Annotated in this window: 26 protein-coding genes; 12 read left to right on the plus strand and 14 right to left on the minus strand. The window is 67.0% G+C overall.

Annotated elements, in window-relative coordinates; all coding sequences use genetic code 11:
- Positions 1-11: 11 nt before the first annotated feature.
- The gene (rnr, locus tag WDN01_04350) at positions 12-2,228 is read right to left on the minus strand and encodes a ribonuclease R (GenBank protein MEJ0025241.1); all 2,217 of its coding nucleotides are present in this window, start codon (positions 2,226-2,228) and stop codon (positions 12-14) included.
- 3 nt (positions 2,229-2,231) lie between these two features.
- The gene (gene topA / locus WDN01_04355) at positions 2,232-4,871 is read right to left on the minus strand and encodes a type I DNA topoisomerase (protein ID MEJ0025242.1); all 2,640 of its coding nucleotides are present in this window, start codon (positions 4,869-4,871) and stop codon (positions 2,232-2,234) included.
- A 235-nt stretch (positions 4,872-5,106) separates the two neighbouring features.
- On the opposite strand from topA, the gene WDN01_04360 reads away from it, so the two are divergent.
- Positions 5,107-5,325, plus strand: coding sequence for a hypothetical protein (locus WDN01_04360; GenBank protein MEJ0025243.1), 219 nt, complete (start codon positions 5,107-5,109; stop codon positions 5,323-5,325).
- Here the strand turns inward: WDN01_04360 and dprA are convergent.
- The 6 genes from dprA to WDN01_04390 all read right to left on the minus strand — a co-directional run bounded on the left by dprA (position 5,307) and on the right by WDN01_04390 (position 10,601).
- Positions 5,307-6,407: a DNA-processing protein DprA gene (gene dprA / locus WDN01_04365; protein ID MEJ0025244.1), complete on the minus strand. Its 1,101-nt coding sequence runs from the start codon at positions 6,405-6,407 to the stop codon at positions 5,307-5,309. The genes WDN01_04360 and dprA overlap by 19 nt on opposite strands.
- Positions 6,404-7,024, minus strand: coding sequence for a glycerol-3-phosphate 1-O-acyltransferase PlsY (plsY, locus tag WDN01_04370; GenBank protein MEJ0025245.1), 621 nt, complete (start codon positions 7,022-7,024; stop codon positions 6,404-6,406). Before plsY ends, dprA begins: the two co-directional genes overlap by 4 nt.
- 223 nt (positions 7,025-7,247) lie before the next feature.
- The gene (gene pyrC, locus WDN01_04375; protein ID MEJ0025246.1) at positions 7,248-8,543 is read right to left on the minus strand and encodes a dihydroorotase; all 1,296 of its coding nucleotides are present in this window, start codon (positions 8,541-8,543) and stop codon (positions 7,248-7,250) included.
- Complete coding sequence (locus WDN01_04380; GenBank protein ID MEJ0025247.1) at positions 8,540-9,511, minus strand: aspartate carbamoyltransferase catalytic subunit; 972 nt, start codon at positions 9,509-9,511, stop codon at positions 8,540-8,542. Before WDN01_04380 ends, pyrC begins: the two co-directional genes overlap by 4 nt.
- Positions 9,512-9,607: 96 nt before the next feature.
- Complete coding sequence (gene ruvX, locus WDN01_04385; GenBank protein MEJ0025248.1) at positions 9,608-10,084, minus strand: Holliday junction resolvase RuvX; 477 nt, start codon at positions 10,082-10,084, stop codon at positions 9,608-9,610.
- 151 nt (positions 10,085-10,235) lie between these two features.
- Entirely contained in the window at positions 10,236-10,601 is a 366-nt protein-coding gene (locus tag WDN01_04390) for a VOC family protein (protein MEJ0025249.1), read from the minus strand.
- 95 nt (positions 10,602-10,696) lie between these two features.
- On the opposite strand from WDN01_04390, the gene gatC reads away from it, so the two are divergent.
- The 4 genes from gatC to gatB all read left to right on the plus strand — a co-directional run bounded on the left by gatC (position 10,697) and on the right by gatB (position 14,568).
- A complete protein-coding gene (gene gatC, locus WDN01_04395) occupies positions 10,697-10,984 on the plus strand; it encodes an Asp-tRNA(Asn)/Glu-tRNA(Gln) amidotransferase subunit GatC (GenBank protein ID MEJ0025250.1) in 288 nt (95 codons plus the stop codon).
- Between the two features lie 3 nt (positions 10,985-10,987).
- Positions 10,988-11,449 carry a GNAT family N-acetyltransferase gene (locus tag WDN01_04400; GenBank protein MEJ0025251.1) on the plus strand — a complete coding sequence of 154 codons (462 nt, stop codon included), beginning with the start codon at positions 10,988-10,990 and terminating at the stop codon, positions 11,447-11,449.
- 141 nt (positions 11,450-11,590) lie between these two features.
- Positions 11,591-13,078 (plus strand): Asp-tRNA(Asn)/Glu-tRNA(Gln) amidotransferase subunit GatA, encoded by a 1,488-nt coding sequence (gene gatA / locus WDN01_04405; GenBank protein MEJ0025252.1) that lies wholly within the window; start codon positions 11,591-11,593, stop codon positions 13,076-13,078.
- Entirely contained in the window at positions 13,075-14,568 is a 1,494-nt protein-coding gene (gene gatB, locus WDN01_04410) for an Asp-tRNA(Asn)/Glu-tRNA(Gln) amidotransferase subunit GatB (GenBank protein MEJ0025253.1), read from the plus strand. The genes gatA and gatB overlap by 4 nt, the downstream gene beginning before the upstream one ends.
- On the opposite strand, the gene WDN01_04415 is transcribed toward gatB, so the two are convergent.
- Complete coding sequence (locus tag WDN01_04415; GenBank protein MEJ0025254.1) at positions 14,565-14,822, minus strand: hypothetical protein; 258 nt, start codon at positions 14,820-14,822, stop codon at positions 14,565-14,567. The genes gatB and WDN01_04415 overlap by 4 nt on opposite strands.
- 502 nt (positions 14,823-15,324) lie before the next feature.
- Here WDN01_04415 and WDN01_04420 point away from each other — a divergent pair.
- The gene (locus tag WDN01_04420) at positions 15,325-15,597 is read left to right on the plus strand and encodes a hypothetical protein (GenBank protein ID MEJ0025255.1); all 273 of its coding nucleotides are present in this window, start codon (positions 15,325-15,327) and stop codon (positions 15,595-15,597) included.
- Between the two features lie 115 nt (positions 15,598-15,712).
- Here WDN01_04420 and WDN01_04425 read toward each other — a convergent pair whose 3' ends face one another.
- Positions 15,713-17,839: a lytic transglycosylase domain-containing protein gene (locus WDN01_04425; GenBank protein ID MEJ0025256.1), complete on the minus strand. Its 2,127-nt coding sequence runs from the start codon at positions 17,837-17,839 to the stop codon at positions 15,713-15,715.
- Positions 17,840-17,841: 2 nt separating this feature from the next.
- Between WDN01_04425 and WDN01_04430 the strand changes: the two genes are divergently transcribed.
- From WDN01_04430 to WDN01_04450, 5 genes are all read left to right on the plus strand, one after another.
- Positions 17,842-17,973 (plus strand): hypothetical protein, encoded by a 132-nt coding sequence (locus tag WDN01_04430; protein MEJ0025257.1) that lies wholly within the window; start codon positions 17,842-17,844, stop codon positions 17,971-17,973.
- A 28-nt stretch (positions 17,974-18,001) separates the two neighbouring features.
- Complete coding sequence (dapA, locus tag WDN01_04435; GenBank protein MEJ0025258.1) at positions 18,002-18,892, plus strand: 4-hydroxy-tetrahydrodipicolinate synthase; 891 nt, start codon at positions 18,002-18,004, stop codon at positions 18,890-18,892.
- Between the two features lie 21 nt (positions 18,893-18,913).
- Entirely contained in the window at positions 18,914-19,240 is a 327-nt protein-coding gene (locus WDN01_04440; protein ID MEJ0025259.1) for a hypothetical protein, read from the plus strand.
- An 18-nt stretch (positions 19,241-19,258) separates the two neighbouring features.
- Positions 19,259-19,732 (plus strand): SsrA-binding protein SmpB, encoded by a 474-nt coding sequence (smpB, locus tag WDN01_04445; GenBank protein MEJ0025260.1) that lies wholly within the window; start codon positions 19,259-19,261, stop codon positions 19,730-19,732.
- Between the two features lie 69 nt (positions 19,733-19,801).
- The gene (locus WDN01_04450) at positions 19,802-20,470 is read left to right on the plus strand and encodes a sulfite oxidase-like oxidoreductase (protein MEJ0025261.1); all 669 of its coding nucleotides are present in this window, start codon (positions 19,802-19,804) and stop codon (positions 20,468-20,470) included.
- Between the two features lie 26 nt (positions 20,471-20,496).
- On the opposite strand, the gene WDN01_04455 is transcribed toward WDN01_04450, so the two are convergent.
- Together WDN01_04455 and WDN01_04460 are read right to left on the minus strand one after the other, a co-directional pair.
- Positions 20,497-21,135, minus strand: a complete 639-nt coding sequence (locus WDN01_04455; protein ID MEJ0025262.1) for a uracil-DNA glycosylase — start codon at positions 21,133-21,135, stop codon at positions 20,497-20,499.
- 143 nt (positions 21,136-21,278) lie between these two features.
- On the minus strand, positions 21,279-21,872 hold the full coding sequence (locus WDN01_04460) for an NYN domain-containing protein (protein ID MEJ0025263.1): 594 nt from the start codon (positions 21,870-21,872) through the stop codon (positions 21,279-21,281).
- A 101-nt stretch (positions 21,873-21,973) separates the two neighbouring features.
- On the opposite strand from WDN01_04460, the gene folK reads away from it, so the two are divergent.
- Positions 21,974-22,471, plus strand: a complete 498-nt coding sequence (gene folK, locus WDN01_04465) for a 2-amino-4-hydroxy-6-hydroxymethyldihydropteridine diphosphokinase (protein ID MEJ0025264.1) — start codon at positions 21,974-21,976, stop codon at positions 22,469-22,471.
- Here the strand turns inward: folK and WDN01_04470 are convergent.
- Together WDN01_04470 and WDN01_04475 are read right to left on the minus strand one after the other, a co-directional pair.
- Positions 22,455-23,018: a hypothetical protein gene (locus tag WDN01_04470; GenBank protein MEJ0025265.1), complete on the minus strand. Its 564-nt coding sequence runs from the start codon at positions 23,016-23,018 to the stop codon at positions 22,455-22,457. The genes folK and WDN01_04470 overlap by 17 nt on opposite strands.
- Positions 23,019-23,133: 115 nt before the next feature.
- Positions 23,134-23,508, minus strand: coding sequence for a hypothetical protein (locus tag WDN01_04475; protein MEJ0025266.1), 375 nt, complete (start codon positions 23,506-23,508; stop codon positions 23,134-23,136).
- Between the last annotated feature and the right edge of the window lie 134 nt (positions 23,509-23,642).

The raw sequence follows: 23,642 nt of genomic DNA on the forward strand, positions 1-23,642 counted from the left end.
TTGAAGGAACGCTACCGCCGCTTCCGGCCGCGATGCTGCGTCTTGAACCGCGGCGTCTGTCCGCGTGGCGCGGTTGACGCTTCGGCAAGATCGAAGCGCAGCCCGCCGGTCAAGGGCGCCGCTTCCGCCAGCCGCACGGCCACGATGTCGCCGAGCTTGTACGCCGTGCGCGTGCGGTCGCCGACGAGGGCATGCGCCTTCTCGTCATGCTTGAAGAACTCCGCGCCCAGCGCCCGGATCGGCAGCAGGCCCTCGGCGCCGCAATCCGCCAGGCGAACAAAAAGCCCGAACCGCGTCACGCCCGTGATGCGCGCATCGAACTGCGCGCCCACCCGGTCCTGCATGAACGCCGCGACATAGCGGTCGGTCGAATCCCGCTCCGCCGCCATTGCCCGCCGCTCGGTCATCGAGATGTGCTCGGCGATCTCGCCCAGGCGTGCTTCCTCGCGGTCGGTCAGCCCGCCCTCGCCGAAGCCATGCGCCTTCACCAGCGCGCGATGCACGATGAGATCGGCATAGCGCCTTATCGGCGAGGTGAAATGCGCGTATTTCGCGAGATTCAATCCGAAATGCCCGACATTCTCGGGCGCATAGACGGCCTGCGCCTGGGTGCGCAGCACCACGTCGTTCATCACCGCCTCGTGCGGCCCGCCCTTGGCCTGGCCGAGGATGCGGTTGAACACGCCGGGCCTCAGCACCTGGCCCTTGGCGAAGCCGAGCCCGATGGTGCGCAGGAAGTCCGAGAAGCCGAACAGCTTCTCCTGCGACGGCCGGTCGTGGACGCGGTAGATCAGCGGCGTCTTGCGCTGCTCCAGAACCTCGGCCGCCGCGACATTGGCGAGCACCATGAACTCCTCGATCAGCTTCATCGATTCGAGTCGTTCGCGGAACGCGATCGACGCAACCTTGCCGTCCGGCCCGAGCACGATGCGCCGCTCCGGCAGGTCTAGATCGAGCGGATCGCGCTGCTTCCGCTCCTGCGTCAGCACCTGATAACAAGCCCACACATCCTTCAACGTCGCCTTGGCGATGGCCGACATCGCCGCATCCGGCTTGCCGTCGAAGGCAAGCTGCGCCTGCCGGTAGGTCAGCCGCGCCGCCGAGCGCATCACGCCGCGGATGAATTCCTGCCGCCGCTTCTTGCCGTTTTTGTCGAAGGTCATCCGCACCGCGAGGCAGGCGCGATCCACGCCCTCCTTCAGCGAGCACAGATCGGCCGAAAGATGTTCCGGCAGCATCGGCACGACGCGGTCGGGGAAGTACGCCGAGTTGCCGCGCTTATAAGCCTCGCGGTCCAATGCAGAACCCGGGGTCACATAGTGTGCGACATCGGCGATGGCGACGAGGGCGATATAGCCGCCCGGATTCTTCGGATCGTCGTCCGGCCCCGCCCACACCGCGTCGTCGTGATCGCGCGCGTCCTCCGGATCGATGGTGACGAGCGGAATGGCGCGCAGGTCGGTGCGGGTACGCGGATCGGGCGGCGTCGCGGCCTTCGCCTCGTCGATCACCTCTTTCGGAAATTCCGTCGGAATGCCATGGGCGTGGATCGCGATCAGGCTGACGGTCCTGGGCGCGTTCATGCTGCCCAGCCGCTCGAGCACTTTCGCGCGGGGAAACCCCGAGGCGCGTCCGGCCAGCGGCTCGGCCAGCACGAGTTCGTTGTGTTCGGCCCCGCCGCGGTCTCTGGTCTCCACCGCGAAATCCGTGCGGCTCTTGCGGTCGATCGGCGCGATGCGCAGCCCTTCCGGCCGCACATGCAGCACGCCCAGCACACGGTGCACGCTGGCGCCCAGCCGCTTGATGACCCGCGCCTCGTAGCCGTGCTCGGCGCGTTCCAGCCGCGCCAGCACGCGCTCGCCGGCGCCTAGAGCGGGACCTTTGTCGTCCCGCGCGGGCACGACATAGATCGTCGGCGGCTCCTCGTTGGATTCCCATTTCTGCGGCCGCGCCAGCAGCTCGCCATCGGCATCCTGGCCGGTGATCTCCAGCACCGCGACGTCCGGCAGCGAGCCCGGCGGGGCATAGCCGCGGCGGCGATTGCCCGCGATGGCACCGTCCTCTTCGAGCTCTTTGAGGATGCGCTTGAGCGCGATGCGGTCCGAGCCCTTCACGCCCAGCGCGCGCGACAGGTCGCGCTTGGTGGCGTTCGGCGTCTCGTTCAGAAGCGCGAGCACCCGCGCCTTGTCGAGACGAGGCGCGTTGCCGGGCTGTGGTTTCTTCGCCAAGGTCTACTCGCCGGCCACCGGTTCGGGCTTCTTCTTCGGCGCGGCCTTCTTCTTCGGAGCCGCCGCCGGTTTTTCCGCCTTGGCCTTCGGCTCCTTCTTCGCCTTCGCCTCTTTCTTCGGCTTGGCGGCGGCCTTGGCGGGTCTCTTCTTCTTGCCGCCGCCTTTGGCGGCACGATCACTGATCAGCGCCAGCGCCTGTTCCAGCGTGATGGCCTCGGCATTGTCGGCATCGGGCACCGTCGCATTGACCGAACCGTCGGTGACGTAAGGCCCATAGCGGCCCTTCATCAGCTTGATCTCCGTGCCCGAGGCGTCCTTGCCGAGCTCCTTCAGCGCTTGCGGCCCGCGGCGCTGGCGCGGATTGTTCTTCTTCTCCGCGATCAGGTCGACGGCGCGGTTGATGCCGACGGTGAACACGTCCTCCGGCGCTTCCAGTGAGGCATACATCCCGTCATGCGCGACGTAAGGCCCGAAGCGGCCGAAATTCGCGGTGATCGGCTTGCCGCTCTCCGGATGCAGACCCACCTCGCGCGGCAGCGCCAGCAGCTTCAGCGCATAGGGCAGGTCGACGTTTTCGACTTCCGTGCCCTTGGGAATGCCGGAGCGTTTCGGCTCCTTGCCTTCGCCGAGCTGGACGTAAGGCCCGAAGCGGCCGCTGCGCAGCGACACCTTCTCGCCGGTCTCGGGATCGAGCCCCAATTCGCGCGGCTGGGCGGCCGCCGCCGCCTCGTTGCTCTGGCCGAGCTGCCGGGTGAAGCGGCACTCCGGATAGTTCGAGCAGCCGACGAAGGCGCCGAAGCGGCCGAGCTTGAGGCTCAACTCGCCCTTGCCGCAACTCGGGCAGACGCGCGGATTGGAGCCGTCGGCGTTGGGCGGGAAGATATGCGGCCCCAGGATCGCGTTCATCTCGTCGATGACGTTCTTGATCTTGAGGTCCTTGGTTCCGCCGACCGCCGCCGAAAAGTCGCGCCAGAAATCGCGCAGCAGCTGTTTCCAGTCGAGCTCGCCGGCCGAGACCTCGTCGAGCTGCTCTTCGAGATCGGCGGTGAAGCCGTATTCGACATAGCGCGGGAAATAGGTCGCGAGGAACGCCGTCACCAGCCGCCCCTTGTCGTCCGGATAGAACCGCCCGCGGTCCAGCCGCACATAATTGCGGTCGCGCAGCACAGACAGGATGGTCGCATAGGTCGAAGGCCGGCCGATGCCGAGCTCCTCCAGCTTGCGCACCAGGCTCGCCTCGGAATAGCGCGGCGGCGGCTCGGTGAAGTGCTGCGCCGAGGCGACGTTCTCGATTCTGGCCGGCTCGCCGGCCGCGACCTTCGGCAACCGCGACCCATCCTCATCGGACTCGTCGTCCTTGCCCTCCTGGTAGAGCGTCAGGAAACCGTCGAACAGCGTCACCGTGCCGGTGGCGCGCAGCACGATCTTCTTGTCGGCGCTCGCGACGTCGACCGTGGTGCGCTCCAGCTCGGCGCTTTCCATCTGGCTCGCGATGGCGCGCTTCCAGATCAGCTCGTAGAGCCTGGCGGCATCGCCATCGATGTATTTCGAAACCTCTTCCGGCGTGCGCTCGAACAGCGTCGGGCGGATCGCCTCATGCGCTTCCTGCGCGTTCTTGGCCTTGGAGGTGTAGAGACGCGGCGCGCTCGGCACATATCTCTGGCCATAGCGCGAACCGATGGTCGCGCGCGCTTCGGCGACGGCCTCGGGCACCATCACGATGCCGTCGGTGCGCATATAGGTGATGAGGCCCACGGTTTCGCCGCCGATGTCGACGCCTTCGTACAGCCCCTGCGCGATCTGCATCGTCCGCTTGGCGCCGAAGCCGAGCTTGCGCGAGGCCTCCTGCTGCAAGGTCGATGTGATGAAGGGCGGGGCCGGGTGGCGCTTGACCGGCTTGCTCTCGACGCTCTCGATCGCGAAGCGCTGCGCGTTGATCGCCGCCACCGCGGCGCTCGCCTCGGCCTCGGTCTTCAGCGACAGCTTGTCGAGCTTCTCGCCGCCCAGCTGCGTCAGCCGCGCCTTGAACGTCCCGTTCGGCACCAGCACGTCGGCGTCGATGCTCCAATATTCCTGCGCCTTGAACGCCTCGATCTCGACCTCGCGGTCGACCACGAGCCTGAGCGCCACCGATTGCACCCGCCCCGCCGAGCGCGCGCCCGGCAGCTTGCGCCACAGCACCGGCGACAGCGTGAAGCCGACGAGGTAGTCGAGCGCCCGGCGCGCCATATAGGCGTCGACCAGCTCGGCATTGATCTCGCGCGGATGGGCGATGGCCTCCAGGATGGCGGACTTGGTCACGGCGTTGAACGCGACGCGCTCCACCTTGGCGTGGCCGAGCGCCTTCTTCTGCTTCAGGACCTCCAGCACATGCCAGGAGATCGCCTCGCCCTCGCGGTCCGGATCGGTGGCGAGGATCAGCTTGTCCGCGCCCTTCACGGCGTCGGCGATGTCCTTGATGCGCTTGGCGGCCCGCTCGTCGACCTCCCAGATCATGGAGAAATCGTCGTCCGGCTTCACCGACCCGTCCTTGGAGGGCAGGTCGCGGATATGCCCGAAGCTGGCCAGGACCTTGTAGCCCGCGCCCAGGTACTTGTTGATCGATTTGACCTTGCCGGGGGATTCGACGACGACGACGTTCATGAGGTGTGGGGTACTCGGCCTGTTCGCCCGGCAGCGCCGGATCGTGAAATACCTGCCAAATCGGGGCCCGGCCCCGAAAGGCGGCGGGACACTGATAGGAGCGGCGGACGAGTGTCAACGCCGGACATGCCCGAGCGATGAAACCGAAGGTTGTGAAACTGGCAGATATTGGCGTTGATAAATACTATAAGTTGCAATATCGGCGACGCCTCCCTAGTCTCTGCGGGCCCGCAGAATGCGCGATCCCATGGCCTCCTATGTCCGGGGCGGCAGGCCTCCACCCGGCCTGACGCCCTCCCAAGTCAGTCCGGAAGAATCCGCGCGTTACACCCGCGAGATGCTTGAATCGCTTAGGAAAATCGCGCTGAGCCAGGGCCAGGGCCTGCTCGCCCATCTGCTGGGGCTGGCGGCCATCGAGGCCAAGCATCTGGGCGGTCAGGCCCAGGACACCTGATTGCCCGGATGGCGGACGATTCTGCCCGCCAGTTCCATTTCCAGCAAAATAGTCAGAACCGCCGCCACCGGCGCCCCGCAAATCCGCACCAGCTCGTCCACCGGGACGGGCGCCGGCCCCAGCGCCTCCTCGACTTTGGCCCGGACCTTGTCGGCCTCCGCCTCGCTCGCGGCGGGCGGCGGCGCCGGCTCCCCGCGGCCCGGTTCGCGGAAATCGTGGCCCAGGATCGGGCGTAGCCCGGCCAGCACATCCTGCGCACTTTCGGTCAGCGTCGCGCCCTCGCGCAGCAGCCGGTTGGCGCCCTTGGCGCGCGGATCGAGCGGCGAGCCCGGCACCGCGAAGATCTCGCGGCCCTGTTCCAGCGCGAAGTTCGCGGTGATCAGCGAACCGGATCCCTCCGCCGCCTCAACCACGACGACGCCGCGCGAAAGCCCCGAGATGATGCGGTTGCGGCGCGGGAAGTGCCGCGCCTGCGGCGCCTGGCCGAGCGGCATCTCGGAGACGATGCAGCCCTGCGCCCGGATGGCCTCGTAAAGCCTGGCGTTCTCCGGCGGATAGATATTGTCGACGCCGCCCGCGACCACCGCGCAGGTGCCGCTGTCCAGCGTGCCCTCATGCGCTGCCGCGTCGATCCCGCGCGCCAGCCCCGAGACGACGACGAGACCGGCCTTGCCTAAGTCGTGCGCCAGCGTGCCGGCGAACCTACGCCCCAGCGCCGAAGCATTTCGTGCCCCGACGATCGCGACCGCCTCGCGGCCCAGCAGCGTCGCGTGACCCAGCACCGAAATGATCGGCGGCGGCGGGTCGGCCGCGGCCAGTCCGCGCGGAAATTCGCTCTCGCCGCTCGCGATCATGCGCCCGCCGAGCTTCGCCAGCGCCGCGATCTCGCGCGATGCTTCGTCGATGCTTGGCACCCGGAGGCTCTCGCCGCCGCCGCGCCTGACGAGGCGTGGAATCTCCAGGAGTGCCGCGCTCGCGCTGCCGAAGCGCGCGATGAGCTGCGCGAAGGTGACGGGTCCGACATTCTGGGTGCGCGCCAGGCGCAGCCACGCCAGCCGCTCCGCGTCGGTAAGCGCCGTCACGCCGGCTTGCTTTGGCCGATACGCGGCTCCTCGCCGCGCAACAGGCGGCGGATGTTTTCGTGATGGATGGCGAGGACGAGCACCGCGAGCAGCGCGGTCAGCACCGTCTCATGCGGGCGATGGAACAGGGCCATGTAGACCGGCGTGACGATGGCCGCGACCAGCGCCGAGAGCGAGGAGATGCGGAACACCGCCAGCACCGCGCCCCAGCTCGCGAGGCCCAGCAGCGCCACCGGCCAATAGAGTGCCAGCAGGATGCCGAGCGACACCGCCACGCCCTTGCCGCCCTTGAAGCCGAGCCAGACCGGAAAGAGATGGCCGAGGAACGCGCCGAGCGCCGCGAACAGCGCCGCGTCCGTGCCCCACAGATCCTGCGCGATCAGGACCGGCGCGGCGCCTTTCAGCGCGTCGAACAGCAGCGTCAGCCCCGCCGCCGCGTAGTTGCCGGTGCGCAGCACATTGGTGGCGCCGATACTGCCCGATCCGATCTTGCGCACATCGCCGGCGCCGAAGAGATAGCTGAAGATCAACCCGAACGGGATCGAGCCCAACAGATAGCCGACGCCCAGCGCGACGACGGCGCTGGTCCAGGTGACGGCGAGTTCGGAGAGGGGCATGGATCGCTGCGCGTGATGTGCGACGAACCTTAGCGCAGAAGTCGCCCGTCGAAAACGGCACTTGCAACCCCGCTTTCCTCCCCCGCGTTTGCGGGGGAGGTGCCGAGCGCAGCGGCGCGTAGCGACAGCGTGCGCGCGAGGGGGCGCGCGCGCCGGCCCCCTCCGTCACGCCTCCGCTGCGCTGCGGCGTGCCACCTCCCCCGCAACAGCGGGGGAGGAAAACTCAACGCTTTCTCTCGAACACGCAAACCCCGCCCACGAACGTCATCACCGCCCGCCCATGGAATCTCCGTCCCTCGAACGGCGTATTCCTCGCGCGCGAGCGCAGCTCCGCCTCGCGCACCGTGAACGGCTCGTCGGGATCGATCAGCACCAGGTCGGCCGGCGCGCCCTTGGCCAAGGTCCCTGCGTTCAGTCCGAAGATCTTCGCCGGCGACGCCGTCAGCGCCTTCAGCACATGCGCAAGATGCGCCCGCCCGTCGTGATGCAGCCCGAGCGCCACCGGCAGCAGCGTCTCCAGCCCGATGGCGCCGAACGCGGCCTGCGCGAAAGTCTGCCGCTTGGTGTCCGCCGCCTGCGGATCGTGGCTCGAAACGACGATATCGATCAGCCCCGACGCCACGCCTTCCACCATCGCCGCGCGGTCGGCCTCGGAGCGCAGCGGCGGCTTGACCTTCATGAAGGTCAGGTACGACGCGACGTCCAGTTCGTTCAGCGCCAGGTGATGCGCCGCGACCCCGCAGGTCACCGCCACGCCGCGCTCCTTGGCCGCCGCGATGGCGTCGAGCGCGGCGCGCGTCGAGATCTGCCCGAAGTGATAGCGCGCGCCCGTCATCTCCACGAGGCGGATGTCGCGCTCGACCACGATGGCCTCGGCCGCGGCCGGCGCCGCGGGCAGGCCGAGGCGCATGGCGAATTCGCCCTCGGTGACGGCGGCGCCCTCGGTGAGGTCCGGGTCCTCGGCATGGCCGACGATCAGCGCCCCGAAGGTCGAGGCATAGGCGAGCGCCCGGCGCAGCACCCGCGCATTGGAGATCGTGCGGTCGCCGTCGGTGAATGCCACCGCGCCGGCCTCTTTCAGAAGTCCGATCTCGGTCATCGTTTCGCCGCCGAAGCCCTTGGTCAGCGCCGCCATCGGCGCCACGCGGACCTTGGCGGTCGCCGCGGCGCGGCGCAGGATGAAATCGACCAGCGACGGCTCATCGATCACCGGCTCGGTGTTCGGCATGACGACGATGGTCGTGATCCCGCCCGCCGCCGCCGCCTGGCTGGCCGATTCCAGCGTCTCGCGATACTCGCTGCCCGGCTCGCCGGTGAACACCCGCGCGTCGATCAGCCCCGGCGCCAGCACCAGGCCTTTGCAGTCGATCACTTCGGGATCGTTCGGCTCGGCGTCGTTGAACAGGCGCGGGCCGACATCGGCGATGCGCCCGTTCTCGACCAGGAGGCCGCCCTTCACATCCAGCCCGCTCGCCGGGTCGATCAGCCGCGCATTGCGGAAGGCGATGCGTTTGGTCATGGCGCGTTGCGCCCTTCGATGGCGAGGCCCCGCGACAGCGCGTCGAGCACCGCCATGCGGATGGCGACGCCCATCTCGACCTGTTCCTGGATGACGCTGACCTCAATGTCGTCGGCGACCGCCGAGTCGATCTCCACGCCGCGGTTCATCGGCCCCGGATGCATGACCAGCGCGCCCGGCTTGGCGGCTTTCAGCTTCTCGTGGTCCAGGCCATAGAAGCGGAAATATTCCCGCGTCGAGGGCACGAAGGCGCCCGACATCCGCTCGATCTGCAGCCGCAGCATCATCACGATATCGGCGCCGGCAAGGCCTTGTTTCATGTCGTGGAAAATCTCGACCCCGAAGCGGTCGGCATCGGCGGGCAGGAGCGTGCGCGGCGCGACGAGCCGCACCCGCGCGCCCATCTTGAGCAGCAGATGGATGTTGGAGCGCGCCACGCGGCTATGCAGCACGTCGCCGCAGATCGCCACGATGAGGTTCTCGAACCCGCCGCGCCGCCGCCTTATCGTCAGTGCATCGAGCAGCGCCTGGGTCGGATGCTCGTGGCTGCCGTCGCCGGCATTGACCACGCAGCAATCGAGCTTGCGCGACAGCAATTCCGCCGCGCCGGAATCCTGATGCCGCACCACCAGGATGTCGGGCCGCATGGCGTTCAGCGTCGTGGCGGTATCGATCAGGGTCTCGCCCTTGGAGACCGACGAGGTCTTGACGCTCATGTTCATGACGTCGGCGCCGAGCCTTTTGCCGGCCAGCTCGAACGAGCTCTGGGTGCGGGTGGAGGCTTCGAAGAACAGGTTGATCAGGGTGCGGCCCTTGAGCAGGTCCGTCTTCTTCCGCGCCGAGCGGTTGAGCGCGGCATAGGATTCGCCGAGATCGAGCAGGGCGCCGATCTCGGGCACCGACAGGTGCTCGATGCCAAGCAGATGGCTGGATTTGAGGAAAGGATCGGCGGAGGCCGGGCTGGTCATCAAAGATCGGTGTATAGGCAAGCGGGCCGGCAGGGGCAAGGCGCGGCCGCAGATTGTTGTGGAGCGCCGAAGAATTGCCTGCCTGCTTCCCCGCCCTCAAGGGGAGCGTGGGATGCGCCTGAGCCGCTCCAGCGCCCCCTGCAGGATGTACGCCGCCGCCATCTTGTCCACGACCTCGCCGCGCCGCCGCCGCGAAGCATCCGCGTCGAGCAGCGTCCGCGTCACCGCCGCGGTCGACAGCCGCTCGTCCCACATCAGCACCGGCAGCGGCGAGCGGCCGGCGAAATTCCGCGCGAAGGCCCGCGCCGATTGCGCGCTGGGCCCGTCGCTGCCGTCCATGTTGAGCGGCAGCCCGACCACCAGTCCGCCGGCGCCCTGTTCGGCCGCGATCGTCTCGATCCTGGCGGCGTCGGCGGAGAACTTGCCGCGCTTCAGCGTCTCCATCGGCGTCGCGACGGTGAGCAGCGTATCCGACAGCGCGATCCCGATGGTCTTCTCGCCGAGGTCGAGCCCGATCAGGCGCGCCCGCGCGGGCAGAGCGGCTCGCAGCTCTTCGATGGTGACGACGGGCATGATTACCTCTCCCGCTCGCGGGAGAGGTCGGAAATGCGAAGCATTTCCGGGTGAGGGCCTGTCTGCCGCGGGCACGCCCTCACCCGAAATTCGCTGCGCGAATTTCGACCTCTCCCGCGGGCGGGAGAGGTTATCGAAAGCGACACCGCCCTCACCTTTGCCCGATCTCGATCCGGTTCCCCGCCGGATCGCGCACGAAGAACCGGGCGAGCCCCTCCGCCACGCTCTCCTCCTCGATGGCCACGCCGGCGCGCAGCACCGCCGCCTTGGCCGCCGCCAGATCCTCGGTCAGGAAACAGATATGCCGCTTGCTTCGGGGGCTCGCCTCCGGATCGATCCCGACATGCATCTGCAGCGCGCCCACCTGGAACCACGCCCCGCCGCGCGCCTTCAGCTCCGGCGGCTTCTCCAGTTCGGCAAAGCCGAACACTTCGCGATAGAATGCCAGGCACTGCGCCTCCAGCGCGCGCGGCACGGCGATCTGGACGTGATCGATACCGGTGATTCCGAGCGGCATAGCCGTCACGCACCTCTTGCGGCCTCACGATCCTTGCCAGTGAGCCCCCCGGTTGCTAGCAAGAACCTCGGTTTCTCAAGCCTATAGGCCGCCCCATGACCGTCGGCAAGGACGACGTTCGCAAGATCGCAAAGCTCGCCCGGCTCGCACTCGACGAGGGCCGCGTCGCGCCCATGGTCGAGGAGCTGAACGGCATCCTCAAATGGGTCGAGCAGCTCGATGAGGTGAATGTCGAGGGCATAAAGCCCATGACCAGCGTGGTGGCGCAGACGCTGAAGATGCGCGACGACGTCGTCACCGATGGCGGCGCCGCCGACGCGCTGATGGCCAACGCGCCCGAAGGCGTCGATCATTTCTTCGTGGTGCCGAAGGTGGTGGAGTAGGTCATGGCCGTCACCATCGCGGTCGAGAGCCCGCTCGCCGACGACGTCCGCGCCCTGATCGCCGCGCTGAACGCGGCGCTGCTGGAACTCACCCCGCCCGAGCACTGCTATCACATGACGGCGGAGGAGATGGCGGAACCGCACACCACCGTCTTCGTCGCGCGCGAGGACGGGCGTGCCGTCGCCTGCGGCGCGCTGCGCCGGCACGGCGGCGGCATCGCCGAGGTCAAGCGGATGTACACGATCCCCGCCGCCCAGGGCCGCGGCATCGGCGGCCGGATCCTCGGCCGCATCGAAGACCTCGCGCGGCGCGAAGGCATCGAGCGCCTGGTGCTCGAGACCGGCGACCGCCATCCCGCCGCCTGGCGGGTCTATGAGCGCGGCGGCTTTGCCCGCTGCGGCGCGGTGCTGGATTATCCGGACACGACATGGTCCGTCTTCTACGCGAAGGCGCTCGCGGCATGAGCGGCAAACTCTGTATATCGATAAAAAGGTGTCATGGCCCGCGAATGCGGGCCGCCCAGGTGACGTCTTGTAGAGCAAGGGCGACCTGGGTCCGCCGCATTCGCGGCGGATGACAGAGATGAAGGTTTCAGGCCGGGCAGCATGAGCAATCTCACCGATTTCACCCTCGCAGAGGCGCGGGACGCCGTTCACAAGAAGAAGGTGTCCTCGAAGGAGCTGACAACGGCCTTCGTCAAGGCCATCGCCGATGCGCGGCCGCTGAACGCCTTCGTGACCGAGACGCCCGAGCGCGCGCTGGAGATGGCCATCGCCTCGGACGTTCGCATCGCCCATGGCGACATCCGCCCGCTCGAAGGCCTGCCGCTCGCGATCAAGGATCTGTTCTGCACCAAGGGCGTGCGTACCACCGCCGGCAGCCGCATCCTGTCGTCCTTCGTGCCGCCTTACGAATCCACCGTGACGCAGAACCTCTGGGACGCCGGCGCGGTGATGCTCGGCAAGACCAATATGGACGAGTTCGCCATGGGCTCGTCCAACGAGACCAGCCATTTCGGCGCGGTGTCCAATCCCTGGCGGGCGCGCAATTCGAACGCCAACCTCGTGCCCGGCGGCTCGTCGGGCGGCTCGGCGGCCGCGGTCGCCGCCCATCTCTGCCTCGCCGCCACCGGCACCGACACCGGCGGCTCGATCCGCCAGCCCGCCGCCGTCACCGGCACGGTCGGCATCAAGCCGACCTATGGCCGCTGCTCGCGCTTCGGCATCGTCGCCTTCGCCTCCTCGCTCGACCAGGCCGGGCCGATGACCCGCACGGTCCGTGACGCCGCCATCCTGCTGAAGCACATGGCGAGCGTCGATTCGAAGGACTCCACCAGCGTCGATACCCCCATTCCGGACTACGAGGCGGACCTGGAGAAGAGCATCAAGGGCCTCCGCGTGGGCATCCCGAAGGAATACCGGGTCGCCGGCATGCCGCCCGAGATCGACGACCTGTGGCTCAAGGGCCAGACCTGGCTGAAGGAGCACGGTGCCGAGATCGTGGAGGTCTCGCTGCCCCACACCAAATACGCCCTTCCCACTTATTATATAGTGGCGCCGGCGGAGGCGTCCTCGAACCTCGCCCGCTATGACGGAGTGCGGTTCGGCCACCGCGCCGGGCACGCCCGCGACATCACCGATCTCTACGAGAGAAGCCGGGCGGAAGGCTTCGGCACCGAGGTCCAGCGCCGCATCATGATCGGCACCTATGTCCTCTCCTCGGGCTATTACGACGCCTATTATCTGCGCGCCCAGAAGCTGCGCACCCTCATCGCGCGGGATTTCGACGAGGCCTACAAGACCTGCGACGTGCTGCTGACGCCCGCGACGCCCGGCCCCGCTTTCGGCATCGGCGAGCAGACCGCCGACCCGATCTCGATGTATCTGAACGACGTCTTCACCGTCACCGTGAACCTCGCCGGCCTTCCCGCCGTCGCGGTGCCGGCGGGAACCGACATCCACGGCCTGCCGCTGGGCCTGCAGATCATCGGCAGGGCGTTCGACGAGGCGACCGTTCTGCGCGCCGCCCGCGCCATCGAGCGGAACAGCGAATTGCGCCACAAGCCGACGCCCTGGTGGAGGACCGCGCCATGAGTGCGACGCTTCTCAAAGGCACGACCGGCGATTGGGAGATCGTCATCGGCATGGAGGTCCATGCCCAGATCCTCTCGGAGTCCAAGCTGTTCTCCGGGGCCGCGACCGCGTTCGGCGCCGCGCCCAACAGCCAGGTTTCCTTCGTCGACGCCGCGCTGCCGGGCATGCTGCCGGTGATCAACCGCAAATGCGTCGAGCAGGCGGTGCGCACCGGCCTCGGCCTGAAGGCGAAGATCAATCTGACGAGCGTGTTCGACCGCAAGAACTACTTCTATCCCGACCTGCCGGCCGGCTATCAGATCAGCCAGTACAAAAGCCCCATCGTCGGCGAGGGTGAGATCCTGCTCGACATGAAGGACGGCGAAACGATCCTCGTCGGCATCGAGCGCCTCCATATGGAGCAGGACGCGGGCAAGAGCCTGCACGACCAGCATCCCGATCATTCCTATGTCGATCTCAACCGCGCCGGCGTGGCCCTGATGGAGATCGTGTCCAAGCCGCATATGCGCTCCGGCGAGGAGGCGGCCGCCTTCCTGCGGAAATTGCGCGCCATCGTGCGCTATCTCGGCACCTGCGACGGCAATATGGACGAAGGTTCCATGCGCGCCGATGTCAACGTCTCGGTCTGCCGCGTCGGCGGCTATGAAAAGTTCCGCGCCGACGGCGACTTCAGGCATCTGGGCACGCGTTGCGAGATCAAGAACGTCAATTCGATGCGCTTCGTGGCGCAGGCGGTGGATTACGAAGCCCGCCGCCAGGTCGACCTGATCGAGGACGGCGGCGCCGTGGTGCAGGAAACCCGTCTCTACGACGCCCGCGAGGGCAAGACGCGCTCCATGCGATCCAAGGAAGAAGCGCATGATTACAGGTACTTCCCAGATCCCGACCTGCTGCCGCTGGTGCTCGAACAGGCCTTCGTGGACGGGATCGCCAAGTCGCTGCCGGAGCTTCCAGACGAGAAGAAGGCGCGGCTGATCGCGGCCGGCCTGTCGCCCTACGACGCCTCCGTCCTCGTCGCCGAGAAGGAGAATGTCGATTATTTCGAGGAGATGATCGGCGCCGGCGCCGAGACCAAGGCCGCCGCCAACTGGCTCAACAACGAATATTTCGGCCGCCTCAACAAGGCCGGTGCCTCCATCGCGGACGGTCCGGTGAGCGCCAAAGCCAACGCCGCCATCGTGAAGATGGTCGCCGCGAACACGATCAGCGGCAAGATCGCGAAGGATGTCCTCGACATCCTGTGGACCGAAGGCGGCGATCCGGAACAAATCGTCGAGGCGCGCGGCCTGCGCCAGGTCACCGACGCGGGCGCGATCGAGAAGGCCGTCGATGCCGTGATCGCCGCCAACCCCGACAAGGTCGAAGAGGTGAAGGCCAAGCCGAAGCTCGCGGCATGGTTCGTCGGCCAGGTGATGAAGCAGACCGGTGGCAAGGCGAACCCGCAAGCGGTCAACGCGATCCTCAAGCAGCGACTCCAACTGCCCGACTAGGCGCGCGCGCGACGTGTCGCCGATCGGAACACCGGTTTGCGGCGCATGATTTCGAAAATCGGCACGGCCGGAGACGGCATCGCACGGCGCGCGCGAATCCGAATCACATCGCGCATCGGCGGTGATTCGCACAATTTCGCGAAATCGGGCTTGACGCGCGGAAAATCGCGGTCTGAATATCCGTGTACGGATCGATCAATATAAGCCAATGAAATCGGGGCTTTTGTGAACTTTGCGTGAATCGCGCGATTCACGCAACACCGCCACGTATTGCAATTGAAAATGCAACCCACTCATATTGCTTACGTTTTGGGGGGTGATGCGAATCATCCGACCTGAACGAAACGTTAGAGGAGTCACATCTCATGCCGAAGGCAAAGAAGAAGAAGGTCGTCAAGAAGAAGGCCAAGAAGACGAAGAAGAAGAAGTAAGCGGCGTTGATCAGGTCAACGCTGTCGCTATCGGAGGGGACGGTCGGCTGACCGTTCCTCCGCCTGCGAGGCAAGGCCGCGGCTCGGATGCCTTGAACATTCGCCGCGGCCCAGCCCGCCCTCCAAGACCGCCCCTCGGGGCGGTTTTTTTACCCCTCCCGCTTCGCGGGAGAGGTGTTAATCCGTACACGGACCGATCGCCTAAGGGGTTAACCCTATATTAAAATCAGGGTTAACGCCGTTAACTCTGGCTTAGCTTCTCCTGCGCGACGATCGGAAGCGCGCGAGGGGTGTCTCCTTCGCAACCGAGGAGATCAAACGTGTCATGGCGTGCATAGATGTTGATGCCTTGTCGCAGTTCGAGACCGAAGCCAGAACCGGCCGGCCGGACGCGATGTACAATCTGGGCCTGGCTTATTCGACCGGGCAGGGGGTCGAGGTCGATTTCATCTCGGCCCACAAATGGTTCAACCTGGCGGCCCTGAAGGGCAGCGACGAGGCCAAGTCCTGGCGCGCCTCCATCGCCCGCGAGATGAACACCAGCCAGATCGCCGAGGCCCAGCGCCTCGCCCGCGAATGGCTGTCGGTTTTCCGCTGAACGACTCGGCGCGGCAGCGCCGCTTTTGGCACGCGGAGCCGCGGAGAACGCGGAGTTCTTTATGAACCTCCGCGTTCTCCGCGGCTCCGCGTGAGTCGATCCTTCCGCGAAGACGCTATCCGGGATAAGGCGAAATCACCTTCACGGCCGGCGCGTTCGGCGCATAGAGATCGATCAGGATGCGCGTCTGCACGTCGCGCCCGGCCAGCCGGCCGCGATAGATCTGCGAATTCTCCAGAACCCGCATTACATAGTTCCGCGTCTCGTTGAACGGGATCGTCTCGATCCAGTCGATCGGATCGACGCCCGGGCTCCTGGGATCGCCGTTCGCCGCGATCCATTTCTTCACATTGCCCGGCCCGGCATTGTACGCCGCGATGGCGAGCACCAGCGAGCCGCCGAAATCGCTCACATCGCCCTGGAACTCGGTCATGCCGAGCTGGATGCTGTAATTGGGCACCAGAAGATCGTTCGGCCGGTAGGGTATGCCCGCCCGCGCCGCCGCCGCCCGCGCCGAGCCCGGCATCATCTGCATGATCCCGCGCGCCCCGGCATGGCTCACCGCGTCGGGATCGAATTCGGTCTCCTGGCGGATCAGCCCCAGCACATAGGCCGGCTCCGGCGCGGTGCCGGCGCCCGGATAGGGCGGCAGCAGAATGACCGGATGGGTGAAGGCGAGGAACGTCGTTCCCGTATAGCTCGCGGTCTTCGCAACGCGCACCGCCGCGGCGCGGAAGCCGAGATCGGTCAGCGTCTGCGCCAGGTATTTCACCCGCTTGGGTTCGGGGTGTAGTTCCTCGTCGCGCAGCGCGAAGATGCGCACGAAACCCACCTGGCCGAGATCGGCCAGCACGCGGATCGGCCGCGACAGCGGATCCTTCTCGAAATCGTCGGCCGCGTCCCGCGCGTCGATCGAAAGGTCGTTGACGTGCAGCACCGGCGTCGCGTCGATCCGCGCCAGCGCGACCTGGCCGTAGAAGCTTTCCGGCACCTGCGACGCGAGCTTGTATTGCGCATAGGCATCCGCCGCATTGCCCTGTGCCTCGAAGCAGCGGCCCTTCCAATAGCGCGCCCGCGCCAGGCTGATCGGGCGCGACACGCCGGCCTCCAGCTTGCGGAAATGCGCCAGCGCCGTCGTCGGCCGGTTCAGGTGCCGAAGCGCGATCCATCCCGCGAGGAACTCGGATTCGGAGAACTCCGTCCCGCTCGACAGCCCCGTATCGTCGATCACGTCATAGGCGCTTCTGTAGTTTCCGCTTCCGATCAGGCCGCGCACGACGAGATTCGCCTCGGTCCACCACCGCGTCGGATGCGCCATCGCGAAGGCCTTGAGCGGCCCGCGCTGCAGGAGCGCGCCCGCCGCCGCATTGTCGCCCGCCCGCCGCGCCGCCCGCGCCCGGTCGAACAGAAGGTCCGGATCGTTCGCGAGGCTTGGCGGCAGGGCGGCCGCCAGCCGCTCCCCCGCCGCGCGGCTGGTGCGCAAGGCGAGCCGCGCCCGCCCCAGCTTCTGCACGTCGTCCTCCACCCGCGACAGCTCGCGCTGCGCCGCCGCCGCGTCGTCGCGCGAGATCAGACTGGAGAGCCGCGCCCGGTCGATGTCGGGAGTTAGTATCCCGCCATCCTTGCGCACGATCGCCAGCTCCTGGTCCGGCTGGAAGTCGCCGACGATCCAGCCCTTCTGCACCAGGTCGCGTCCCGCGGCGCTGCGTCCCGTCGCGATCATCGCATCGCCCAGTCGCACCATGCCGAGGCCGGTGACCGGATTGCGCCCGCCATACCAGGCGATCACCGCCTGCGGCGTCGTGGCGGGGTCCATCGCGGCCTCGGCGCGGGCGAGCAGCGTGTCGTGCAGCGGCCAGTCCGGATTGTTCTTCAGAAAGCCGTCGATGTCGGAAAAGCCCGCGCCGCTGTTCTTGTCCAGCAGGTAGCGCCAGGTGATAAGCCGCGTCGCCGTCGCATCATGGCCCTGCTGAGCGAGGCCGCGCGCCGCGGTCCAGTCGCCCCGGTCGGCCGCGTCGAAGGCGCGGCTGTAGACGTCGTGGTCGCCGGCGCTCAGCACGCGGATCGCGCTCGGATGGCGCTCGCGGTCGGGCGTATAGCCGGCGTCGGTCGAGCCGTCCGGGATTGGCTGCATCATGATCACGCCGCCCGATTGCGTCAGGCCGCCGGGCAGGGTGGTCTGGGCGGCCGCGGCGGCCAGCGGCATTGCGATCACGAACAGGGCGGCCCTGGCAAAAGTCATGGATGAATCGCCTCGGGTTGGATCGGCTCAGGGACCACAGCCATATGGCGAAGTCGAGGCCGGGAGGCCTTTATACGTTACGCCTGTGGTTCATGGCGGTTCCCGCCTTGCGGCTGGCGCTGGCGGCCCTGTAGTTTCGCCACGATCAACCGGCAGGCCGTCATGGCGTTCACGCGCGAAAGCATCAAAGGCTCCATCCCCGCCCTCATCACGCCCCTGCGCGGCGGCAGGGTGGACGAGGCCGCGTTCCGCCGGCTGGTGTCCTGGCAGATCGCCGAGGGCAGCCACGGCCTGGTGCCCTGCGGCACGACCGGCGAATCCCCCACGCTCAGCCATGAAGAGCACATGCGGGTGATCGAGCTCTGCGTCGAGGAAGCGAATGGCCGCGTGCCGGTCATCGCCGGCGCCGGTTCCAATTCTACCGACGAGGCCATCGCGCTCACCCGCCACGCCAAGAGCGTCGGCGCCGACGCGGTGCTCTCCGTCACCGGCTATTACAACAAGCCGTCGCAGGAAGGCATGTACCGCCATTTCGCGGCGATCGCGGAAGCCGTGGACATCCCGATCCTGCTCTACAACATCCCCGGCCGCGCCATCGTCGACATTTCGGTGGAGACCATGGCCCGCCTCTCCCGGATCGCCAACGTCGTCGGCGTGAAGGACGCGACCGCCAATCTGATGCGCCCGACGCGCGAGCGCGCCGCCTGCGGGCTTGGCTGGCGCCTCCTCTCCGGCGAGGACGGCACGGCGCTCGGCTACATGGCGCATGGCGGCCATGGCTGCATCTCGGTCACCGCCAATGTGGCGCCCCAGCTCTGCTCGGAGTTCCAGACCGCCTGCATGCAGGGCGCCTTCGCGCGCGCGCTGGAGATCCAGGACCGCCTGATGCCGCTGCACGACGCGATGTTCTGCGAGCCGAGCCCCGCGCCGGTCAAATACGCCGCCTCGCTGCTCGGCCTGTGCACCGACGAAGTCCGCCTGCCGCTCGTCGCGGCCACCGACGTCGCGCGCGAACGCGTGCGCGCCGCCTTGCGCGCCGCATCGCTCATCTGACCGCAGCCACCGGAGTCATCCATGTCGAAATCCCTCATTTCCGCTCTCGTCCTGTTGTCCGCGCTCTCTCTCGGTCTTTCGGGCTGCGAAAAGAAGCCGCAACCGGGCGACGAGTTCCTCGGCCGCTGGGTGTCGCCGACCCACAGCCTCGAGCTCGACATCGCGCGGAAGGACGACAAATATCTCGTTCACGCCAAGAGCGATGGCGGCCTGCTGCACGGCGACTTCCCATCGACCTACGAGGACGGCAAGCTCAACCCGCACAACATGTTCGGCGATATCGTGTACGACAAGAACGCCGACGCGCTCTACTGGGCCGGCACGCATCTGAAGCACGACAAGAAATAGCACCGGGCAGAAGGCCGCATGGCGAAGAAGAAAGACGACGGCACGAAGATCGTCGCCGACAACCGGAAGGCGCGCTACGCCTATGCCATCGACGAGACGCTCGAGGCGGGGATCATGCTCGTCGGCTCGGAGGTCAAGTCGCTGCGCAGCGGCAAGTCGACGATCTCGGAATCCTACGCCCACGCCAAGGACGGCGAGCTTTTCCTCGTCAACGCCTATATCCCCGAATACACCCAGGCCAGCCGCTTCAACCACGAGCCCAAGCGCTCGCGCAAGCTCCTGGTGCACAAGCGCGAGGCGGCGAAGCTCGCCGCCGCGATCCAGCGCGAGGGCATGACGCTCATCCCGCTCAGGCTCTATTTCAATCCGAAGGGCGTCGCCAAGATCGAGCTCGGCATCGCCAAGGGCAAGAAGCTCCACGACAAGCGCGAGACCGAGAAGCAGCGCGACTGGCAGCGCGACAAGGCGCGCCTGATGCGGGACAAGGGATAGCGAGTAGCGAGTAGAGTCGGTCCTGCCCCCCTCTCGCCATTCGCTACTCGCCTATGGCATCCTCGCCGCATGAGCGACGACGACCCCACGCTCCTCGGCAAGATCAAGGACAAGCTCATCCGCTCCAAGCAGGACTGGGCCGCGCAGGGCCGCCTCATCACCGGCCGCCCCGACCTCGGCCACGTCAACCGCCTGCCGCCCGGCCAGAAGGAAGTGAAGACCTGGCCCGTCCTCGACCTCGGCGTGCAGCCCGACGTCAAGCCGGAGAAATGGCGCCTCCAGATCATGGGCCTCGTGGAAAATCCCGTCGCGCTGACGCTCGAACAGTTCAAGGCGCTGCCGCAGGAGGACATCGTCAGCGATATCCATTGCGTGACGTCGTGGAGCCGCTTCGACAATCACTGGCAGGGCGTCGCGTCCAGGACGATGCTCGATCTCGTCAAGCCGAAGGCCGAGGCCAAGCACATCGTCTTCCACGCCTATGACGGTTACACCACCAATGTGAGGACGGACGTCTTCGCCGATCCCAATGTGCTGCTGGCGCATTCCTGGGAGGGCAAGCCGATCCCGCGCGATCACGGCGGCCCGGTGCGCGTCGTGGTGCCCGACTGGTATTTCTGGAAGAGCGCCAAATGGGTGACGCGCATCGTCTTCCACGCCGAGGACCGCCCCGGCTTCTGGGAAACCCGCGGCTACAACAACGAAGGCGATCCGTGGAAAGAGGAGCGGTATTCCTAGCCTCTCCCGCGAGCGGGAGAGGTAAGTCACAGCGCGTGCAGCGCCGCGATCTTCGCTTCCTTCACCGCCGCGTCGAACATCTCCGTCGTCAGGACGCCGGTGTTCGTGTTGTAGCGCGAGCAGTGATAGCTCGACACCAGCGCGATCTTGCCGATCTGATAGGCCCCGCCGTGGCGGAACGGATGCGCCGATTTCTTCGCGCCCAGCGTGTCGCACACGCTGTCATGCGCGATCTTGCCGAGCGCCAGGATCGCGCGCAGATGCGGCATCGCCGCGATCAGCGCGATGAGGAACTGGCGGCAGGTCCTGATCTCGACCGGCAGCGGCTTGTTCTGCGGCGGCACGCAGCGCACTGCGTTGCTGATCGCGCAATGCACCAGCTCCAGCCCGTCGTCCGGCCGCCGGTCGTACACGCCCTTCGCCAGCCCGTGCTTCAGCAGCGTCGCGTAGAGCAGGTCGCCCGCATAATCGCCGGTGAACGGGCGCCCGGTGCGGTTCGCGCCGTGCAGCCCCGGCGCCAGCCCCACGATCAGGAGCCGCGCGTCGCGGCTCCCGAAGGTCGGCACCGGCGCGTTGAAATAGTCGGGATAGGCGACGCGGTTCTCGGCGCGGAAATCCGCCAGCCGCGGGCACAGCGGACAAGTCTTCGGCGGTTCGGATGTCATGGCGGGCGATTCCCCATCGCCTCAATCTGTCATGGCCCGCGAATGCGGGCCACCCAGTCGAGACGTGCGAACCGTTGCCGGCAATAGGGCACGCCATCTCGAAGGCCTGCCTTCGCGGGCCGTGACAGTCGTGTCGTCACCTCTTACGCGGTCTGCGCGTAATGCGGGCTCGAACCCGCGGCGGCGTTCGCGGCGGCCGAGCGCGGCCCGCCCTCGCGCGCGATCTGCGGCTTCAGCTCTTCCAGCTCGATGAAATTGTCGGCCTGGCGCCGCAGCTCGTCCGCCGCCATAGGCGGCTGGGTGCGCACCGTGGAGACCACGCTGACGCGCCGTCCCTTCCGCTGAGCCGCTTCCACCAGGCGGCGGAAATCGCCGTCGCCGGAGAAGATCACGATGTGGTCGACCTGCTCGGCCATCTCCATCACGTCGATCGCGAGCTCGATGTCCATGTTGCCCTTCACGCGGCGGCGGCCCTGCGCGTCGGTGAATTCCTTGAGCGGCTTGGTCACCACCGCGAAGCCGTTGTAGTCGAGCCAGTCGACCAGCGGCCGGAGCGGCGAGAACTCCTGATCTTCCGCCACCGCGGTATAGTAGAAGGCGCGCACGAGGATGCCCTTGCGCGCGAAAAGCTCCAGAAGGCGCTTATAGTCGATGTCGAACTGCAACCCCTTCGCGGCGCCGTAGAGATTGGCGCCGTCGATGAATAGGGCCAGCTTTTCCTGCGGATAGAACAACATATGTGCTCCTGTTCAAGTAAAGGCCGTACCGGCAATAACCCCCGACCGCCAAATGTTCTTCTACGCCAAGTCGTTTCGTTGGCAAGAGCGAAGGCATGCAAATGATATTGATAGCACTCGGCGCCAATCTTGAATCGCGCGTTGGCGTTCCGGCGCAAACATTGGACGCCGCGCTTACGGAGATTGAACGGCGCGGCGCGAAGGTCGTCGGCGTTTCGCCGTACTATGTCACGCCTGCCTGGCCCGACCCGTCCGATCCGCCTTTCGTCAATGCGATTGCGCGGGTTGCGACCGAGCGCACGCCACACGCGCTGATGGCAATCCTGCACGATACGGAAACGGCTTTCGGCCGAGTCCGTTCCGTCCGGAACGCGCCGCGCACGCTCGATCTCGATCTCATCGACTATGACGGCCGCGTCGAGGCGGGCCCGCCCGTGCTGCCGCATCCGCGCATCGCCGAGCGCGCTTTCGTGCTCGTGCCGCTGGCCGATGTCGCGCCGGACTGGATTCATCCCGTCACGGGCAAGGGCGTGGCCGGGCTGATCGCCGCCCTGCCGCGCGACGTGCGCGATCTCGCGCGGCTTACTTCCCGAGCGTGAGCGTGGCGCGTATGCGGTCGAACGCCGCGGTCAGCGTCGCGCGATCGAACGGCTTGACCGTCCCCGGATCGAAATTCTCGATCGCCGAGTAGTGGATGAAATACCGCACCGCGAGGCAGGGCGAAGTCCCCTCCAGCACGAAGACCGTCGTCTCATAGCGGTTGCCGGCGCCGGCATCCGCGCTGGTCGCGACGTCGTAGACGCGGCCGTCGGCATGCAGCGTGTGCACGTTCTCCGCCGGATCGACGAACTGCGCCGGCGCGCAGTCACGGCCCGGCAGGCTCTCGACCGAAAGCCTGGTGTCGCCGCCGAGATTGGTGCCCGCGGCCAGGCTCGCCGGGATCTGGAATGCGACGCCCTTGATGTCGCGTCCCGGACCGAGCGCGTCGAACACGTAATGCGTATCGATCGTCCAGTTCGCCGGATAGGCGATGGCGTAGCCGAGCGTCGGCTCGGTGAAATGCCGGGTGGGCGCCGCCGGCGCGGCCGCCGTTCCGGCCAGGAGGGCCGCGAGCGCAAGACAGGTCAGGACTCTGGCATCGGCCATCGGCGCGTCTCCCGCATGCGACCGCGCCAGCCTATCGCCGCGCCGGGCGCAGTCCAATGAAAAACCCGGGCGGAGAGCCGCCCGGGTTTTCCGGTATTCGAACGGACGCGCTCGGCTACTTCCAATGCGCCCAGGTCTTGCCGGTCTTGGAATTGTAGCTGATCGAAATCTCCGAGATCGTGCAGAGATTGAAATTCTCCCAATGCGCGTCGGTGTCGTCGTCATAGACGACCTTCAGATCCCAATTGCAGCCGCCCGCGTGATGCGGAAAACGGATCAGGACGGATTGGCCGTCGTCGAGCGTGTCCTGCCCGAGAACGTCTTCTTCCCAGTTGTTCGTGGAGACCGGCGACACGTAGACTTCCTTGATCGTGTAGCCGGTGTTGTTCACCAGGTTGAAGTTCTGCCGCCCCGCCGCGTCTGCGACCGTCGGAGCAAGCATCGCCAGGCCGGCCACCATGACGGCAGCCAACATCGTTCTAAAAAACATAAAGTCCCCTTTCTGAGAGCCCCTCAACGGAGCGATAGTGCAGCAAACCCGTCCCGCACGGCAATGGACGCAGTCCAACCGTTCCAAAATAGATCACGACGTGCGACTTCGCCACGGCGTGCCGGCCGCCAAAC

This window comes from Rhizomicrobium sp. (genome assembly GCA_037200985.1).
In the GTDB taxonomy this organism is placed as follows: Bacteria; Pseudomonadota; Alphaproteobacteria; order Micropepsales; family Micropepsaceae; genus Rhizomicrobium.